The sequence below is a fragment of the Methylobacterium sp. J-078 genome (assembly GCF_022829285.1).
Classification (GTDB): Bacteria; Pseudomonadota; Alphaproteobacteria; order Rhizobiales; family Beijerinckiaceae; genus Methylobacterium.
Genome location: NZ_JAKSYI010000141.1, coordinates 77,907 through 96,095 on the forward strand (window position 1 = coordinate 77,907; position 18,189 = coordinate 96,095).

At 69.8% G+C, this 18,189-nt stretch carries 15 protein-coding genes; 5 read left to right on the forward strand and 10 right to left on the reverse strand.

Going from position 1 to position 18,189, the window contains the following annotated elements:
- Window positions 1-13: 13 nt before the first annotated feature.
- Complete coding sequence (locus MKK58_RS25135) at window positions 14-1,024, forward strand: TIM44-like domain-containing protein (protein WP_243915678.1); 1,011 nt, start codon at window positions 14-16, stop codon at window positions 1,022-1,024.
- A 250-nt stretch (window positions 1,025-1,274) separates the two neighbouring features.
- On the opposite strand, the gene rsmA is transcribed toward MKK58_RS25135, so the two are convergent.
- Genes rsmA through lptF form a run of 5 tightly spaced genes read right to left on the reverse strand, consistent with a single transcriptional unit; the run spans window position 1,275 to window position 8,120 of the window.
- A complete protein-coding gene (gene rsmA, locus MKK58_RS25140) occupies window positions 1,275-2,135 on the reverse strand; it encodes a 16S rRNA (adenine(1518)-N(6)/adenine(1519)-N(6))-dimethyltransferase RsmA (protein ID WP_243915679.1) in 861 nt (286 codons plus the stop codon).
- Window positions 2,132-3,154: a 4-hydroxythreonine-4-phosphate dehydrogenase PdxA gene (pdxA, locus tag MKK58_RS25145; RefSeq protein ID WP_243915680.1), complete on the reverse strand. Its 1,023-nt coding sequence runs from the start codon at window positions 3,152-3,154 to the stop codon at window positions 2,132-2,134. The genes rsmA and pdxA overlap by 4 nt, the downstream gene beginning before the upstream one ends.
- A 34-nt stretch (window positions 3,155-3,188) precedes the next feature.
- Window positions 3,189-5,789: an LPS-assembly protein LptD gene (locus tag MKK58_RS25150; RefSeq protein WP_243915835.1), complete on the reverse strand. Its 2,601-nt coding sequence runs from the start codon at window positions 5,787-5,789 to the stop codon at window positions 3,189-3,191.
- A 56-nt stretch (window positions 5,790-5,845) separates the two neighbouring features.
- Window positions 5,846-6,934 carry an LPS export ABC transporter permease LptG gene (lptG, locus tag MKK58_RS25155; protein ID WP_243915681.1) on the reverse strand — a complete coding sequence of 363 codons (1,089 nt, stop codon included), beginning with the start codon at window positions 6,932-6,934 and terminating at the stop codon, window positions 5,846-5,848.
- Between the two features lie 16 nt (window positions 6,935-6,950).
- Window positions 6,951-8,120 carry an LPS export ABC transporter permease LptF gene (lptF, locus tag MKK58_RS25160; RefSeq protein WP_238278766.1) on the reverse strand — a complete coding sequence of 390 codons (1,170 nt, stop codon included), beginning with the start codon at window positions 8,118-8,120 and terminating at the stop codon, window positions 6,951-6,953.
- A 291-nt stretch (window positions 8,121-8,411) separates the two neighbouring features.
- Between lptF and MKK58_RS25165 the strand changes: the two genes are divergently transcribed.
- From MKK58_RS25165 to msrP, 4 genes are all read left to right on the forward strand, one after another.
- Window positions 8,412-9,908 carry a leucyl aminopeptidase gene (locus MKK58_RS25165; RefSeq protein ID WP_243915682.1) on the forward strand — a complete coding sequence of 499 codons (1,497 nt, stop codon included), beginning with the start codon at window positions 8,412-8,414 and terminating at the stop codon, window positions 9,906-9,908.
- 5 nt (window positions 9,909-9,913) lie between these two features.
- The gene (locus MKK58_RS25170; RefSeq protein WP_243915683.1) at window positions 9,914-10,618 is read left to right on the forward strand and encodes a hypothetical protein; all 705 of its coding nucleotides are present in this window, start codon (window positions 9,914-9,916) and stop codon (window positions 10,616-10,618) included.
- 85 nt (window positions 10,619-10,703) lie between these two features.
- A complete protein-coding gene (locus MKK58_RS25175; protein ID WP_243915684.1) occupies window positions 10,704-12,398 on the forward strand; it encodes an AMP-binding protein in 1,695 nt (564 codons plus the stop codon).
- Window positions 12,399-12,533: 135 nt separating this feature from the next.
- A complete protein-coding gene (gene msrP, locus MKK58_RS25180; RefSeq protein WP_243915685.1) occupies window positions 12,534-13,490 on the forward strand; it encodes a protein-methionine-sulfoxide reductase catalytic subunit MsrP in 957 nt (318 codons plus the stop codon).
- 366 nt (window positions 13,491-13,856) lie between these two features.
- Here msrP and MKK58_RS25185 read toward each other — a convergent pair whose 3' ends face one another.
- From MKK58_RS25185 to greA, 5 genes are all read right to left on the reverse strand, one after another.
- Window positions 13,857-14,747, reverse strand: a complete 891-nt coding sequence (locus MKK58_RS25185; protein ID WP_243915686.1) for a LysR family transcriptional regulator — start codon at window positions 14,745-14,747, stop codon at window positions 13,857-13,859.
- Between the two features lie 232 nt (window positions 14,748-14,979).
- Window positions 14,980-15,954 carry a thioredoxin-disulfide reductase gene (gene trxB / locus MKK58_RS25190; protein ID WP_243915687.1) on the reverse strand — a complete coding sequence of 325 codons (975 nt, stop codon included), beginning with the start codon at window positions 15,952-15,954 and terminating at the stop codon, window positions 14,980-14,982.
- A gap of 15 nt (window positions 15,955-15,969) precedes the next feature.
- Window positions 15,970-17,001: a mitochondrial fission ELM1 family protein gene (locus tag MKK58_RS25195; protein ID WP_243915688.1), complete on the reverse strand. Its 1,032-nt coding sequence runs from the start codon at window positions 16,999-17,001 to the stop codon at window positions 15,970-15,972.
- Window positions 17,002-17,082: 81 nt separating this feature from the next.
- Window positions 17,083-17,610: a hypothetical protein gene (locus MKK58_RS25200; protein ID WP_243915689.1), complete on the reverse strand. Its 528-nt coding sequence runs from the start codon at window positions 17,608-17,610 to the stop codon at window positions 17,083-17,085.
- 7 nt (window positions 17,611-17,617) lie between these two features.
- Entirely contained in the window at window positions 17,618-18,094 is a 477-nt protein-coding gene (gene greA / locus MKK58_RS25205) for a transcription elongation factor GreA (RefSeq protein ID WP_181017364.1), read from the reverse strand.
- Between the last annotated feature and the right edge of the window lie 95 nt (window positions 18,095-18,189).

Sequence of the window (18,189 nt, forward strand, 5' to 3'; positions counted from 1 at the left end):
CAGAGGCGTCTTCATGCTCACCTCCACCACTCGTCGCAAGCGCGCGGCGTCCATCCTCGCGCTCGCCGCGGCGTTGGCCCTCGCTGCGCCCGTCGTCGAGGCGCGTCCCGGAAGCGGCAGCAGCGGTGGCATGGGCTCGCGCGGATCGCGCACCTACGCGCCGCCCTCGGCCACGACTACCGCGCCCGGCGCCCCGGCCCCGATCCAGCGCTCGCAGACCCAGCCCGGCCCGGCCATGGGCAATCCCGGCATGACCCAGGCCGCCCAGCCCGGCCGTCGCTTCGGCGGGGGCTTCATGGCGGGTCTGCTCGGCGCGGGTCTCCTCGGTGCCCTCCTCGGCGGCGGCTTCTTCGGCGGCCTCGGCGGCATCATGTCCTTCCTCGGCCTGATCCTCCAGGTCGGCCTCGTCGTCATGCTGGTGGCCTTCGCGGTGCGCTGGTTCCGCCGCCGTCAGGGCGCGCCGGCCGCGGCCGGTCATGCCCGCCAGAACCTCGACGCTCCGGGCCCGATGGGTGGGCCCATGAACGGTCCGGTCAACGGTCCCTCGGGTGGCCCGATGGGGGGCGCGCCCCTCGGCGGAAACGCCCAGCGCGGCCCGGCGCCGGTGCAGCCTCCGGCGGCGCGTCCGGTCCAGATCGGACCCGGCGACTTCCAGAGCTTCGAGATCGCCCTCAACGACATCCAGGCGGCCTATGGCCGTGAGGACGCCGCGGCGCTTCGCAACTTCGCGACCCCCGAGATGGCCGGCTACTTCATCGAGGAGCTGCAGGCCAACCAGGCGCGCGGCGTCGTCAACCGGATCTCGGACGTGAAGCTCCTCCAGGGCGACCTGTCGGAGTCCTGGGGCGAGGGCAATGCCGAGTACGCCACCGTGGCGATGCGCTACGCCATCAAGGACGTGACCGTCGACCGCCGCACCGACCGCGTGGTCGAGACCGGCGAGCCGGAGGCCGTGGAGCTCTGGACCTTCGTGCGCGAGCGCGGCGGCCGCTGGATCCTCTCGGCCATCCAGCAGGGGCGCTGAGCGCCACGGTTTACCGAAGATCGAACCAGAGGGGCCGCGCGGACTGATCCGCGCGGCCCCTTTTTCGTTTCATACGGTTTCCAGTTGATGGCTTCGGTCATCCTGTACGCGACGCGCTCCCTCTCCTGGAAGGAGAGGGTTGGGGTGAGGTGTGGTCCATTTCCGGAGAGGTCACACACCTCACCCTGTCCCTCTCCTTCCAGGAGAGGGGACCCGCGCCAGAAACCGAACGATTCCGCCCGAAACCGTATCAGACGCTCTTCAGCGCCCGCGCCATCGCCACGAAGGCCGAGACCGGAACTTCCTCGGCCCGCGCGGTCTCGGGGATGCCGGCGGCGTCGAGAAGCCGGGCCGGGTCCGGAACGGCGGCCTTCAGGCTCTGACGCAGCATCTTGCGGCGCTGCCCGAAGGCCGCGCGGGTGATGGATTCCAGGGCCTGCACCGAGCAGGGCAGGGGATCGCGGCGCGGCGTCAGGCGGACGACGGAGGAGGTCACCTTCGGGGGCGGCACGAAGGCCGATGGGGCCACGTCGAACAGGATGTCGGCCTGCGTGCGCCAGCCGCAGAGGACGCCGAGGCGCCCGTAATTGGCCCGGTCGTTCTCGTCGGCCACGATGCGCTCGGCGACCTCGCGCTGGAACATCAGCGTCAGGGAATCCCACCACGGCGGCCAGGCCGCGCCGGCGAGCCAGCCGACGAGGAGCGGGGTGCCGATGTTGTAGGGCAGGTTGGCCACGATCCGGACCGGCCCGGACCCGATCAGCGGGGCGGGATCGAAGCGCAGGGCATCGGCGTCGACCACCTCCAGGCGTCCCGGATAATGCGCGGCGATCTCGGCCAACGCGGGCAGGGCCCGGGGATCGCGCTCGATGGCGACGACCCGGGCCGCGCCCTCGGCCAGCAGCGCCCGGGTCAGGCCGCCGGGTCCGGGGCCGATCTCCACCACGGTGACGCCGTCGAGGGGGCCGGCGGAGCGGGCGATCCGGCCGGTCAGGTTGAGGTCGAACAGGAAGTTCTGACCGAGCGCCTTCTTGGGCTCGAGGCCGTGCCGGCGCACCACCTCGCGCAGGGGCGGCAGGCCGTCCGCGCTGAGGCCGTTCCCCTCGCTCACGCTTCGGCCTTGGCGAGGCGGGCGGCGAGCCGCAGGGCGGCCATCAGGCTGTCGGGGCGGGCGATGCCCCGGCCGGCGATGTCGAAGGCGGTGCCGTGGTCGGGCGAGGTCCGGATGAAGGGCAGGCCCAGGGTGACGTTGACGCCGTCGTCGAACGCGATGGTCTTGATCGGGATCAGCGCCTGGTCGTGGGTCGGCGTCAGGGCGACGTCGTAGGTCGCGCGGGCCCGTTCGTGGAACAGGGTGTCGGCGGGCAGCGGCCCCCGGATGTCGATGCCCTCACCCTGCAACTGCATCACAGCCGGCTCCAGCACGTCGCGGTCCTCGCTGCCCATCGTGCCGTTCTCGCCCGCATGCGGGTTGAGCCCGGACAGGACGAGGCGGGGGCGCTCCAGGCCGAAGCGATGGCGCAGATCGTGGGCGACGATGCGGGCCGTGCGCACCACGAGGTCCTGGGTCAGGAGTTCGGGCACACGGCGCAGCGCCACGTGGATGGTCACCGGCACCACCGACAGGGTCTCGCTCCACAGCATCATCACGGGGAGCGGCGGCGTCTCGCCGGGCGCCACCGCGAGGGCAGCGAGGAACTCGGTGTGGCCCGGATGGGCGAAGCCCACCTGCGTCAGGACGTACTTGGCGATCGGGTTGGTCACCAAAGCGGCGGCGATGCCGCGCGTGACGAGGTCCACCCCGGCGGTGATCGATTCGAGGATCGCTCCGGCGCAGGCCGAGTCCGGCCGGCCGGGCTCGGCCTCGACCCGCATGCCGCTGGGCAGCGGCATCACCGGCAGCGCGCGGGGGAAAACCTCCTCGGCGAGGTCCGGACCGACATCGGCGACCGGGACCTGCAGGTTCATGGCGCTGGCGCGGCGCTCGATGAAGTCGGGATCGCCGATGAGGAAGAAGGTCGGGAGGCCGGGCCCGGCATCGCGCCGGAGCCACGCCATCAGGGCGAGTTCCGGGCCGATTCCGGCGGGATCGCCGAGGGTGAGGGCGATCGGCGCCAGTCGTCGGGTCATCGCCGGTTTCCTCGTCCCGGAACGCGGAAGCGCCTCAACGGACGGTCGAGATGCCGTCGGCCGTGACCGCGGTTCCGAGGTTCTGGCGGAAATCGGCCTCGCCGAGGGTCTTCAGTTCGAGCCGCAGCAGCACGGTGCGGTTGCGCTCGCTGGTGCCGAGTGCGGCGGCGGTGGGGGAGACGATGTAGTTCACCGACACCGTGGTGCACTCGTCCTGGTAGCCGCCGCCGATGCTCATGCCGGACAGGTAGAAGCGCCCGGGGTTGGAATAGACCGGCGCGTCGCCGACCGGGTTGGCGAGGTAGGAGGCGTAGGCGGTTTTGAAATTGTCGCGCACGTCGAGGTAGTGCGACATGTCGATGAGGGCCGAGCCCGTGACGAACCAGTTCGGCGTGACGTGGTAGGTCGCCGAGGCGGTCAGGCCCTCGCGGCGGTTGGCGAAGCCGAGGGCCGGCTGCGCCTTGTAGTAGGAATAGAAGGCCGAGAGGTCGATCGGCGCGAAGGGCGAAAGCCGCGCGATCACGCCGGTCTCGACCCGGTTCACTCCGAGATCCGCCTGGTCGAAGCGGCCGCGCGTGATGAAGGTGATGTTCTGGTTCGGCGAGACCTGGACCCGGCCGACGAAGTCCGACCGGCGGTTTTCCAACCCCGAATCGAGGCCCACATTGGCGATGTCGCCCCGGCGGAACGAGTTCACGCCCGCGATCTGGATCGACTCGCCGAACATGGCGTTCGCGTACCAGCCGGCCGGGGTCACCACGGAGTACTGCGCGCCGAGATTGGTACGCACGCCGCCCTCGACCCGGTCGTAGCCCGAGAACTTGTCCCACTCGAACAGCGAGGTGTCGTCGAAGATCAGGCTCTGCGCGTCCTCGTTCGGCAGGCGGCCGATACGGGTCTCGCTCGGGCGCGCGATGATCTGCGCGATCGGCTCGATCGTGTGGACGCCCAAGGGCCCGAAATTGCTGACGAAGGGATAGCGGTAGTCGATGCCCACCGCCGGCAGCACGCGGCCGGAGAAGTCGGCGTCCTGGCGGGCGATGTTCTGGACCAGGGCGTTCTGGTAGCCGGAATTGCGCGGGTCCACGAAGAACGCGTCCGTGCGCAGGTAGGCGAACGGCGTGAAGACCTGGCCCATGTCGTCGATGAAGGACCGCCGCCAGGAGAGCTGCGCCGAGGCGCGCGTGTTGGTGCCGGCCAGCCCGCGCACGACGCAGCGGCCCCGCTCGAACACCGTGCAGGTCTCGTAGAGGTTGTAGGTGCGGCCGTTGATGGTGGGCTGGAGCAGGTAGCCCGTGGGGCTCTGGACCGCCTGGAAATCGGTGGCCTGCCGGGTGAGGCTGGTGATGTTCGCCTCGAACCGGACCTCGCCGCCGAGCTGGCCCGGACCGTTGATGCGCTTGTCGTAGTCGATCACCGGCGCGACGAAGGGCTGCTCCTTCTGCCAGTCGAAGCTCGACAGGCCCTTGAAGTAGTAGCCGCGCGCCTCGAACCACGAGCGGTCGCCCTGGCCGATCAGGTAGGCCGTCGAGACCGCCTCACGGAAGTAGTCCGTGGTGATGCTCTGGTTGCGGATGCGGTAATTGTCGAGGAACCACTTGTCGGTCACCCCGACCACGTCCCAGCCGGTGCGCCAGCGGTCGTTGATGTAGAACTGGCCCTTCGACTCGATCGCGCCGCGAAAATCGCGGTCGCCCGCCCCGAGGGGGCCGGGCAGGAAGGCGCTCGGCGTGGTCTGGAAGATGCCCGACACACGCAGGTTGTAGGAGCCGGTCTCGAGGCGGTGCCGGAACTCGGCCTGACCGAGGACGCCCTGGTTGCTCAGGAAGGCGGGCGAGAGGGTGAGGTCGTAGTTCGGCGCCAGGTTCACGAAGAACGGCGTCGCGATTCCGGAGCCCAGCGCCGTCGAGGTGAGGAAGCGCGGCGTCAGGAAGCCAGTCTTGCGCTTCACCGTGGGGTCGGCGGTCTCGAAATACGGCAGGTAGGCGACCGGGATCCCGCCGATCTCGAGGGTCGATTCCTCGAACGCGACGGTGTGGGTCTCGTTGTTGTGGACGATCTTGGTGGCGCGGATCTGCCAGAGGGGCGGCGTCTCCGGGTTGTTCTTGCACGGCTCGCAGGCCGTGTAGGTCCCGTACTCGAAGCTCGTGGTGTCGCCCTCGATCCGCTCGGCGCGGGGTGCCGAGAACCGGGTGCGCACGGGCTGGCCGTTCAGCTCCACCGTCTGCTGCACCCGCAGGGCATCGATGAAGCCGCTCCGGAAATCGTCGGTGAGCTCCATCTTCTCGCCGGTGAGCACGGCGCCCGTGGCCTCGGTCAGCCGCACGTTGCCCTCCGCGAAGACGCGGCTCGCGTTGCGGTCGTAGGTCACCCGGTCGGCCTGCAGGGTGCGGGCGCCGTAATGCAGCTCCGCGTTGCCCCGCGCCGTCACCGTGTTGCGGTCGTTGTCGTAGATGAGCTCGGCGGCCTCCACGAGGAGGCGCTCGGCGGGCTTCTGGGTCGCGCCGGCCTTCTGGCCGGAGCCGGCTCCGGGCGCACCTTGGGCCAGGGCTTGTCCACCGAGCGCCGCGGGAGCGGCGACCGTGACCAGAGCCACGAAGCCCGTGGCGAACGCGATGTCGGCGACCCTACGCAACGCCAGTCCCAACTCCTGCCAAGGTTCCCGCTCCGTCCCCACCGTGGAGTCCGACATCAGCCGTCCTCCTGATAGAGAAGCGTGAGCGTACCGAGGAGACTCCCTACCACGGCCGGGAACCACGCCGCCACCGTCGGCGTCACGATTCCCGAGGCACCGAGGCCTTCCAGCACCTGTCGGGCGACATACAGCACGAACCCCGCCGCCACGCCGCCCAGCACCAGCTTGCCCACCCCACCAAAGCGGAAGAACCTTAAGGAAACGCTGGCCGCCACCAGCACCATGGCCAGGAACAGCACCGGCCGGGCGAGCAGCACGTCGTACTGGAGCCGGTAGCGGGTGGCGTCGAGGCCGGCCCGCTCGAACCGCGAGATCGTCTCGGGCAGTTGCCAGAAAGGCACGGAATCCGGCGGCGTGAAGCGCTGCCGGACCTGCGAGGGCACCAGGGTCGAGGCGATGAGATAGGTGTCGAAGCTCTCCGCCGGCTGGCCCAGCGCCATCACGCGGGCTTGGGTCAGCTCCCAGTAGCCGTCGTGCAGCGTCGCCCGCGCCGCCTCGATCTGCGCCGTGAAGATGCCCGCATCGTCGAAGGTGAAGACCGAGACGCCCGCCAGGGTGGTCGTGCCCTCGATGGCGGTGTCGGCGCGCAGGATCGCCTGTCCGTCGAGGCCGCGCTGGCGGATCCACAGGTCCTTGCCGGAATTGGCCTTGGTGGACCGAGAGAAGATCTTGGCCTCGATCTCGGTGGAGCGCTGCTTCATCAGCGCCGAGACCGGATTGTAGACGCCCACCGTGAAGGCGCCGATGGCGAGCGCCACGAAGGCGCCCGGCTGCAGGAACTGCCAGGCCGAGATGCCGGCGGCGCGCGCCACCACGAGCTCGAGCTTGCGCGACAGCTGCAGCAGGGTGGCCATCGAGCCGAACAGGATCGCGAAGGGCAGCACGCCCTCGGCCACCGCCGGGGTGCGGTAGAGCGAGAGCTGCGCCATCAAACCTGTGGACGCACCCTCGGCATCGCCCGCCCGGCGCAGGAGCTCGACGAAATCGAGGGTGTAGACGAGGGTGAACACCGTGAGGAACACGCCGAGGATCGTGCGCACGAAGCGCATGGCGAAGTAGCGGCCGAGGGTGGCGCCGATCAGCATGGCCGCGCGCTCCGCCTCACTGCACGCCGAGGCGCGGGCGCCGGCCGAGGCGGCCCGCGAGCCCGCTCATCGCCCGGGCCACGCGCGCGTTCCAGGACCGCACCGCCGCGCCGTTGAAGATCATCACCGCCGAGATCAGGATCGCCAGGAGGGGCACGGCGTAGACCGCCACCACCGCGCCCGCGCTGCGGGCGGCCGCACTCGAGGCGGCGAAGCCCCCGATGCGCACCACCACCACGGCGAGCACGGCGCCCGCCACCGCGAGGCCGCGCCCCTGGCGCGTGGTGCGCGGATCGCCCAGCGCCGCGAAGGCGATGAAGGTGAGGGCGAGGGGATAGAGCCAGGACGAGAGCCGGTCGTGCAGCTCCGCCCGGAAGCGGCCCTTCTGCTGCCGGTAGTAGGTCTCGCTGGTGTCGGGGAACAGGAGCTGCATCGTGGCACGCTCGCGCGGCTTGTAGACGAGCTCGGCATCCGGCGGCGTGAAGGCGGCCAGATCGACGGTGTAGCGCTCGAAGGTGATGATCGAGGCGTCGCGCGAGCCTTTCTGCTGCCGGTGGATGCTGCCCTTCTGCAGGGCGAGGTAGCTCTGGCCACCATACTCCATCGCCTGGCCCCGCTCGGCGAGGTAGACCACCGACTTTCCCGCCTCGCGCTTGTCCTGGATGAAAAGGCCGAGCAGGGCCCCGCCGGGCCCGCGCTCGCGGAAGTGGAAGGTGATGCCGCTGTCGAGGCTGGTGAACTGGCCTTCCTTGACCACGTTGGCGATGAAGTCGCCCCGCACGCGGGTGAGCACGTCCCGCAATTCCTGGAACGAGGACGGCATGACCTGGATCGTCAGGAACGCCACCGCGAGGCTGACGGCGAGGCCGAGGCTGAGGAAGGGGCGCAGGATCTGCCGGGGCCGCATGCCGGCGGCCGACATCACGATGAGCTCGGAATCGCCGTTGAGCTTGTTGAGCGCGTAGACCACCGCGATGAACAGCGCCACGGGCGCGATCACGGTGATCAGGGTCGGCAGCGACAGCCCCGTGATCAGGAAGAAGATCACCAGGGTCTGGCCCTTGGCGGTGATCAGGTCGAGCTCGCGCAGGGCCTGGGTCACCCAGATCGTGCCGGTCAGCCCGACCAGGCAGGCCAGGAACGCCCCGAGCGCGATTCTGAAGATGTAGCGCTCGATCTGCGTCATCGGTTCTCGTGGATCGGCGTCGTGCGGAATTGCCCCCCGCATCGGCCAGAGCGCGTCGACGCCCCGTCCGTCTCTCTAGCCGCCCCACCCCCCGGCGGTCGACTGCGATCGGGGCGCGCCAATTCGGGCGGTTTCGCGGCATCGTGATCGCGTTGCGTTCTCTGCCTCAACGGGTACACAGAAGCCCTCGGAGCGGCGCGTCCCAGCGCGTGCCGCTTCGCACACGATTTTGCGCGCACCATCGATCGAACGCATTCCATCGTTCGAGCCAAACTCTCGGAAAGCAGCGTCATGGCGGACGGTATCACGATCGCGTTCGGACCCCTGGGTCCGGTGGGCCGGGGCGACGTCGTCCTCTTCGTCGGCGACGATCTCGCCCTGGCCCCGGCGGTCGCCCAGGCCATCGGCGGCGGGGTGGCCGATCTCGTGGCCCGCGCGGCGGCGAGCGAGCGCTTCAAGGGCAAGTCCCTGTCGGCCCTGGCGCTGCCCGCCCCGGCGGGCCTCGAGGCCGACCGTCTCCTCGTCGTCGGTCTCGGCTCGGAGAAGGACCGCGCCAAGATCGACTGGGCGGCGCTGGGCGGCTTCACCGCCGGCAAGGTCTCCGGGCGCAGCGCCGGTGTGGCGCTGATCCCCTCCGGCCTCGACGTCACCGCCGCGAACGCGGCCGACTTCGCCCTCGGCGCCCGCCTGCGCCACTACAGCTTCGACCGCTACAAGACCAAGAAGAAGCCCGAGGGCGAGGACGCGAACGGCACCGCCCTGACCCTGATGGTGGCCGATGTCGCCGCCGCCGAGGCAGCCGCGAAGGTGTCCGAGGCCGTCGCCGACGGCGTCATCCTGGCCCGCGAGCTGATCAACGAGCCGCCGAACGTCCTCTACCCGGAGGAGTTCGCGCGGCGCGCCGAGGCTCTGACCGGGCTCGGCGTCGAGGTCGAGGTGCTCGGCCCGGGCAAGCTCGAGGCGCTGGGCATGGGCGCGCTTCTGGCCGTGGCCCAGGGCTCGACGCGCGAGGCCCGCGTCGTGGTGATGCGCTGGAACGGCGCGACCGATCCGAACGAGGCGCCCATCGCCTTCATCGGCAAGGGCGTGTGCTTCGATTCCGGCGGCATCTCGATCAAGTCGGCCGGCGGCATGGAGGACATGAAGGGCGACATGGGCGGAGCGGCCTGCGTCGTCGGCACGCTGCACGCGCTCGCCAGCCGCAAGGCGAAGGTCAACGTGGTGGGCGCCATCGGCATCGTCGAGAACATGCCGGACGGCAACGCCATGCGGCCGAGCGACATCGTCACCTCGATGTCGGGCCAGACCATCGAGATCATCAACACCGACGCGGAAGGGCGCCTCGTTCTCGCCGACGTGCTCTGGCACATCCAGAGCGCCTACAAGCCGAAGTTCATGATCGATCTGGCCACCCTGACGGGCGCCATCATCGTGGCCCTGGGCCAGGACATCGCCGGCATGTTCTCCAACGACGACGCCCTCTCGGCCAAGATCACGGCGGCCGGCGAGGCCACGGGCGAGGCCGTGTGGCGGATGCCGCTGATCCCGGCCTACGACAAGGCGATCGACTCGAAGTTCGCCGACATGAAGAACACCGGCGGCCGTCACGGCGGTGCCGCCACGGCCGCCTCCTTCCTGAAGCGCTACGTCAACGACGTGCCCTGGGCCCATCTCGACATCGCAGGCGTCGCGATGTCCTCCTCGGCGAGCGAGATCAACCGGAGCTGGGGCGCGGGCTGGGGCGTGCGGATGCTCGACCGCCTAGTGCGCGATCACTACGAGGCCTGAGCCGCATGCTGGCGGCCGTGATCCCGCTGGCGGCCGCGATCCTGGCGGTCGCCCTCGCGTTCGCCACGGGCTTCGACCAACGCTGGACACTGCCGCCCGAACTGGACGCCCGGTTCTACGGCTTCTTCCTCGATCGCTATCCGCTCTTCGCGGTGGCGATCGTCTACGGGCTCGCCTGTCTCGGTCTTCGCATCGTCCGGCCGGGACCGGCCGGCTGGCCCCGCCGCCTCGTCGGCGGAGGGCTCGCCCTCGCACTGTTCCTCGCAATCTGCCTCTATCCCACCTTCGGCGGCGTGACCCTGCGCCTCGCCTTCGCCAGCGGCGGCACGGCCTTCCTCACGCAGCAGGCGATGCCGGCCGCCTACGCCCTCGGCTCGGCACTGGCCGCCACGGTGTTCGCCGGGGCGCTCGGCGTCGGCGCCCTGCTGATCGGCAACCGGACGGCGCAGCACCCCCGGCGCTGGCTGCGCCCCATCGGCGAGGCTTTGGCCCGCACCCTCGCCCTCTGGTTCGCCCTGGCGGTCCTCGGCCTCGCGCATGCGGCGGGCTTCGGGATCTGGCCGCGCCGGTCGATGACGGCGGGCGACGCCCTGTTGGCCGCGGCCCTGGCGGGTATCGCCTTCCTGCCGCATGTCGCCTGCACCCGTTTGGGCTGCACCGGACTGACGACGCGGCGGGATCGTTCCCACCGCCTACACGCCGCCGCTTGATCCGGTCGCCGGGATGGCCGAGGATGGTTTAGATGTGAACTAAGGAGGCAGGAAGCCGCCGGGTCGCATCACAGGGAGGATCCACATGGCCGAAACCCGGAGCGCCGCGCGCCCGTGGCTGTCCGCTTATCCGCCGAGCATTCCGGCGGACCTCGCGATCGACCGTCTCGGAACGCTGGTCGACCTGTTCGAGGACTGCATGGCCCGCTCGGCGCCACGTCCCGCCCTGATGAGTTTCGGCGTCCCGGTTTCCTACGCGGCCCTCGGCGCATCGTCCGAAGCCGTCGCCGCCTGGCTCGCCGCGCAGGGCCTCGCCAAGGGCGACCGGGTCGCGATCATGATGCCGAACGTGGCGGCCTATCCGGCCGCGATCTTCGGCGCGCTGCTCGCCGGCTGCACCGTCGTCAACGTCAACCCGCTCTACACCCCGCGCGAGCTGACGGCGCAGCTGAACGATTCGGGTGCGCGCATCCTCTTCGTCCTCGAGAACTTCGCCCATACGGTGATGCAGGCCCTGCCCGACCTCGCCCTCGACCGGGTGGTCCTGGCCGGACCGGGTGACGGCCTCGGCCTGAAGGGGCGGCTGATCACCCTGGCCTCGCGCCATCTCAAGAAAGCGGTGCCGGCCTATCGCTTTCCGGACGGGCTCGCACTCCGCTTCGACGCGGTGATCCGGGCAGGCACCGGCAAGCCCAAGGTCCGCGTGCCCGTGGGCCCTGAAGATCTCGCGTTCCTGCAATATACCGGCGGTACCACGGGGGTCGCCAAGGCGGCGATGCTCACCCACCGCAACATCATGGCCAATGTCGAGCAGAGCCGGGTCTGGTTCCGCGTCTCGGCCGACGACGGCCGGATGCGCGTCATGGTCACGGCGCTGCCGCTCTACCACATCTTCGCGCTGACCTGCTGTTTCTTCTTCTTCATGAAGGTCGGCGGCTGCTGCCTGCTGATCGCCAACCCGCGCGACGCGGACGGCTTCATCAAGACGCTGAAGGGCACGCGCTTCACCCACTTTTCCGGTGTGAACACCCTGTTCAACCTGCTGATCAACCATCCCAAGATCCACGAGGTCGATTTCTCGAAGCTCGACTTCGTCATCGCGGGGGGCATGGCGGTGCAGGCCACCGTCGCCGAGCGCTGGAAGGCGATCACCGGCTCGGCCATCGTCGAGGGCTACGGCCTGTCCGAGACCTCGCCGGTGGTCTGCGTCAACCCGCCGGACCTCGCCGAATGGAGCGGGACCATCGGCTATCCCGTGCCCTCCACCGACGTCTCGATCCGTGGGCTCGACGGGCGGGAGGTCGGGATCGGCGAACCCGGCGAACTCTGCGTGCGCGGGCCCCAGGTCATGGCCGGATACTGGAAGCGCCCGGACGAGACCGCCCGGGCGACGACGGCGGACGGCTACTTCCGCACCGGCGACGTGGCGGTGCTGAACCCCGATGGGCAGGTCCGCATCGTCGACCGGATGAAGGACATGATCCTGGTCTCGGGCTTCAACGTCTATCCGAACGAGATCGAGGACGTGCTCGCGAGCCATCCGGGCGTGCTCGAATGCGCCGTGGTGGGGGCCGTCAACGACGAGACCGGCGAGATGGTCGTGGCCCACGTGGTGCGCAAGGACGAGGCGATGACCACCGACGCGCTGCGGACCTTCGCGCGCTCTCAGCTCACCGGCTACAAGGTGCCGCGCCGGGTCGTCTTCCACGACGCCCTGCCCAAGACCAATGTCGGCAAGGTGCTGCGCCGGGCCCTGCGCGACGATTCCCCTCCGCCCTGAGGTCCGAGTCCCCGTAACCTTCGGCGGTCCGCCGGCGAAGGGTGACATCGCGACGGCTTGCGCGCGTGCCGCGTCCGGCCAATGTCATGGCAACGAGCCGGCGCGCAGCGATCCGCGCCGCACGGAGGGATCGACATGCATATCAGGCGAACCCGGGCATGGGAGATGCCCGAACATCTGGCGACGCCGGAGAACGTCTTTCTCGACCGGCGGCGCCTGCTCGGCGGCGCGGCGGGCCTGGCGGCGGCCTCCTTCATCGGGATTGAGGGCGCGCAGGCGGCCTCCGACCCCACCGCCGACCTCTACCCGGCCAAGCGCAACGAGGCCTACACCCTCGACCGCCCGCTGACGCCGGAGAAGTTCAGCGCCGACTACAACAACTTCTACGAATACGGCACCTCGAAGTCGGTCCTCCCGGCGGCCAACGCCCTGAAGACCCGGCCCTGGACGGTGGCGATCGACGGTCTCGTCGAGAAGCCGATGACCCTCGGGATCGACGACCTGATCCGCAAGATGCCCCTGGAGGAACGCCTCTACCGGCACCGCTGCGTCGAGGCCTGGTCGATGTCGGTGCCCTGGACCGGCTTCCCGCTGGCGAAGCTCGTGGCCTTGGCCAAGCCCACCGCGGGGGCGAAGTACATCCAGATGCAGACCTTCCTCGACCGCGCGATGGCGCCGGGGCAGAAGTCGTTCCTGTATCCCTGGCCCTACACGGAGGGCCTGACCCTGGAGGAGGCCGGCAACGACCTCGCCTTCGTCGCCACCGGCGTCTACGGCAAGCCGCTCGCCAACCAGTTCGGCGCGCCGATCCGCCTCGTGGTGCCGTGGAAGTACGGCTTCAAGTCGGTGAAATCGATCACCAAGATCTCGTTCGTGGCCGAGCGGCCGAAGACCTTCTGGGAAGGGCTGCAGGCCGCCGAGTACGGCTTCTGGGCCAACGTCAACCCGGCGGTGTCGCATCCGCGCTGGAGTCAGGCGACGGAGCGGGTGCTCGGCACCGACCAGCGCGTGCCGACCCTGATCTACAACGGCTACGGCGAGCAGGTCGCCGGCCTCTACAAGGGGCTGGAGAAGGAGCGCCTGTTCGTCTGATATTGTCTCTGGTCGATTGCCTCGGATTGGCTGCGCGCGACAGGCTCGCCCTCCCGGGCGGGCCAAGCATATTCACTCATCTCCGAAGTGCTTTGGCATCCACCCCTGTCATTCCGGGGCGCCGCAGGCGAACCCGGAACCCAGAACCGCCGAGGTGGCAGGTTGAAGGCCTGTCGGCGGTTCGGGATCCCGGGTACTGCTTCGCAGCCCCGGGATGACGGCTCTGGAGCGAAGAGCGATCGGCCCCATCGAAACGCGTGAATCCCCTCGCCCGAAGGTGAGAGGACGCGCGCTCGCCAGAGACCGAACGGGTCGACCGGAGACAGGATGATTGCGACGGGTGGGGTGCCGCCCCGTCCCCGGTCCTCAGTAGGTCCAGCGCTGAGCCTTCGCCACGAGGAAATCCCGGAACGCCTGCACGCGGGCGACGGTGCGCATCTCCTCGGCGTAGACGAGATAGCTTTCCATGTGCGGCATCTCGGTCTCGCGCATGACCTGCACGAGACCGCTCTGCCCCTCCGCCGCGTAGTCGGGCAGGATGCCGATGCCGGCGCCGGTGTCGATGGCCTGCTGCAGGGCGGTGATGTTGTTGACCGTGAAATGGATCGTCCGGCGCTCCTGGCCCTCGCGACCCACCGTCGAGAGCCAGTGCGTGGCCAAAAGGTAGGACGGCTCGTTGCCGCCGAACGAGACGAGGCGGTGATTGTCGAGGTCGGCGATGGATTTCGGCTCGCCGAAGCGCTTCACGTAATCCTGCGACGCGAAGGCGTGATAGTGCACCGTGAACAGGCGGCGCTGGATCAGGTCCGGCTGGGCCGGGCGCCGCATCCGGATGGCTACGTCCGCCTCGCGCATGGCGAGATCGAGCTCCTCGTTGGTGAGGATGAGCTCGACGCGGACATCCGGGTAGAGGTCGAGGAATTCGGCGATGCGCTGGGCGAGCCAGGCCGTGCCGAGACCCACCGTGGTCGTCACCTTGAGGTCGCCGGTCGGCCGCTCGCTGGTCTCGACGAGACGCGCCTTGGTGTTCTCCAGCCGCAGCTTCATGTCGCGCGCCGCGCGGAACAGGAGGTCGCCCTGCTCGGTCAGGATCAGGCCGCGGGCGTGGCGGTGGAAGAGCGGCGCCTTCAACTCGCGCTCGAGGGCACTGATCTGCCGGCTCACCGCCGACTGACTCAGGCCGATGTCGTCGCCGGCGCGGGTGAAGCTGCCGGCCTCCGCGACGTTGAGGAAGATGCGGATCTTGTCCCAGTCCAAGGCGACCACTCCCGTACGCAACCCGACGCCGACTGGTTCCGCACCGTGAATGGTGCGGTCAGGCCCGGCGGACCCGGCTCCGGTCACCCGCGTGTCGGTGGGGAATCGGAGGATGAGTCATGCGGCAAGCGCCGACGGCTCATGCCGCCAGCGCTTAGGTTAGGGGAACGACCTTGCGATTGTCTTGACGTCCCGCGCAAGGCGCAGGCCGCGTTCATCCGCCAGATTCTTCCTATTCGGCGGCCGCTTGCTGCGGCGTTTCGCCGACTTCGAGGGCAGCCAGGTACTTCTCCGCGTCGAGGGCAGCCATGCACCCCATGCCGGCGGCGGTGATCGCCTGCCGGTAGACGTCGTCGGTGACGTCGCCCGCCGCGTAGACGCCCGGGATCGCCGTGTGGGTGGTGCCCGGCGCGGTCTCGATGTAGCCGCCGTCGCGCATGGCGAGCTGGCCCTCGAAGATCGCGGTGGCGGGCTGGTGCCCGATGGCGATGAAGACGCCGTCGGTCTTGCGCTCGGTGATCTCGCCGGTGCGGGTGTCCTTCAGGCGGACATGGGTCACGGACGGGGGCTTCTCGCCGCCGCAGATCTCCTCCACCGCGTGGTGCCAGACCACCTCGACGTTGGGATGCTTGAACAGGCGCTCCTGCAGGATCCGCTCGGCTCGGAACTCGCCACGGCGGTGGACGACGATCACCTTGGCGGCGAGGTTGGCGAGGTAGAGCGCCTCCTCCACGGCGGTGTTGCCGCCGCCCACCACCACGACCTCCTTGCCGCGGAAGAAGAAGCCGTCGCAGGTGGCGCAGGCCGAGACGCCGAAGCCCTGGAACCGGGCCTCCGACGGCAGGCCCAGCCACTTGGCCTGGGCGCCGGTGGCGATGATGACCGCGTCGGCCGAGTAGGTCTCGCCGGAATCGGCCTCGAGCCGGAACGGCCGGACCTGGAAATCGACCTTGGTGATGTACTCGGACACGATCTTCGTGCCGACATGCTCGGCCTGGGCGCGCATCTGCTCCATCAGCCAGGGTCCCTGAATCGCCTCGGCGAAGCCCGGATAGTTCTCGACGTCGGTCGTGATCATGAGCTGGCCGCCGGGCTGGAAGCCCGAGATCATCAGCGGCTCCACCATGGCGCGGGCCGCGTAGATCGCCGCGGTGTAGCCGGCGGGACCGGAGCCGATGATGATGAGTTTGGCATGCGTATGGGCCATCGTGTCCGTCCTCCTTCAGGCCCAGTTCGCGCGGTGATCCGCGTAGGCCTTGGCCATCGCGTCGGCGATGGCGGGTGTCGCATCCAGGGGCTGGTAGTGCATTTCCTCGAGGCGGCCGACGAAGGGCTTCAGGGCGCCCGCCATCGCGAGCCCCGCGAAGAGCCGCCTGTGCCGGATATAAGTCTTCGGCAGGTTGAACAGGAGGACGGGCGCCCCCGTGCTCACGGCCTCGCCGACCATGTTGGCGGAATCGGAGGTGACCACGATTTGCTCGGCGAAGGCCAGCATCCCCACATAGGGATTGCTGCCGGTCCCGTCCCAGAAGAAACCGCCCTTGGCCGCCACGAGGTCGCGCAGGGCCTTTCGCAGGTTCTCCGGCGTGCGCCGGGAGACCGTCACCATCAGCGAGCAGCCGCCATCCGCGAGCTTGGTCAGCTCGGCCAGCAGGCGGCGCATGTCGGCGGCGCGGTAGCTCAGGTGCCGGCTGTCCCCGCCCACCAGCACGGCGATGCGGGGCCAGGGCAGGTCGACGAGGCGCGGATCGGGCGCATTGCGCGCGGCCTCGATCCGGGCGGCCGAGACCGGATGCGGGGGGGTGAGGGTGGTGAAGACGTTGGGCCCGCGCAAATCGTCGTAATCGGGCACCCAGACGAAGTTGGCCGTGTCGTGCCCCGTGCGCGGGTCCTTGAGAAAGGCCGTGAAGGTGCGCCCGCCGGAGGCCTGCCGGACGGCCCGGAGATACGGCACCGCGCGTCGGCCCGAGGCGATCAGCAGGTCGGGCAACGGACCCGCGAGGGCGCCCCTGCGTCCGCCCGGCTGGTCACGCGGGTCGATCGGCCCCCAGGGCGCCATCCAGCCGAAGGGGGGGCGGGGCGTCACCCGCCGACGCTCGAAGGCGACGCCGAGGGTTTCCGCGATGGCGACGCACTGGTTCTCGTCGCCGGCCTTGCCGTCGGTGACGATCCAGGTTCGGGCCCGGGCGAGGTCGGGAAGGGAGTTCGGCGCGGCCGCGCCGGAAGCGGAGGTCATCGCGGACGCTGCCGACATCGGACGATCCAGGTCAATCCTCGGAGGCGGCCAATCCACCAGGAGGATCGCTCCCGGACAGGTCGACCGCGCGATGAGCGCTCAATCCCGCGGCAGCGCCCGGCGCAGCCAGCCCGCATAGTGCCCGGCGATGGCGGCGACGCGCCGCCGCTCGGATTCGGGGTCGTACCAGGCGCCGCCGGAACTCGCGGGCGTCGCCGAGAGCTGGGGATGGCGCGCCAGCACCTCGCCGCGCCGCCCGACGAGAAGGGCATCCCCGTCGAGGTAGTCCGTCTGCCCGCCACCGCCGAATCGTCCGCGTCCGCCCTCCCCACCCGCGTAAGGGTTGATCGAGAGTCCCTTGATCCGCACCACCAGAACCGGCCCGGGTCCACCGAGCCGGTCGGCGAACTCGGCGCGCAGGGCCGCCGTCAGGTCGTCGCGCAGGGCCAGGGCCTGCGCACCAGCGCCTTGGGCGAGCAGCGGCTGAACGTCGACGCGGATGCCGGAGAGCCCAGCCGCCGCGAAACCTGCGGACGGTTCGGCCCGCGTCGGTCCCGGAGCACTGATCCACAGCAGGAGCGCGAGCCCGATCGCCGCCCCGGCCGCGTGCCGCCTCTCCGGCCGCATCGGCGGATCAGCCGCCGTACTGGACGGCGACGACCTCGTAGGACTTGCCGCCACCGGGGGTCGTCACCTCGACGGTGTCGCCGACGCCCTTGCCGATCAGCGCGCGGGCGATGGGCGACGTGATCGAGACCAGGCCCGAGCGGACATCCGCCTCGGGCTCGCCCACGAGCTGGTAGGTCTTTTCCTCCTCGGTGTCCTCGTCGAGGAGCTTCACGGTGGCGCCGAACTTGATCTTCGTGCCCGAGAGCTTCGAGACGTCGATCACCTCGGCGCGCGAGATCATGCTCTCCAGTTCGAGGACGCGGCCCTCGTTGTGGGACTGCGCCTCCTTGGCGGCGTGGTACTCGGCATTCTCCGACAGATCGCCGAGGGCGCGGGCCTCGGCGATGGCTTGGATGATTCGCTGGCGCTCCACCTGCTGGCGGTGCTTCAACTCCTCCTCCAGCGCCGCGTAACCGCGCACCGTCATCGGAACCTTGTCTATCGTCATCGTCTCGCGCCACAATGAATAGGCCCGGCCAGGAGCATTGTGCTCCCTCCGGGCCAGAGTAAGAAAGTCCTGAACACGAACGGCACGGC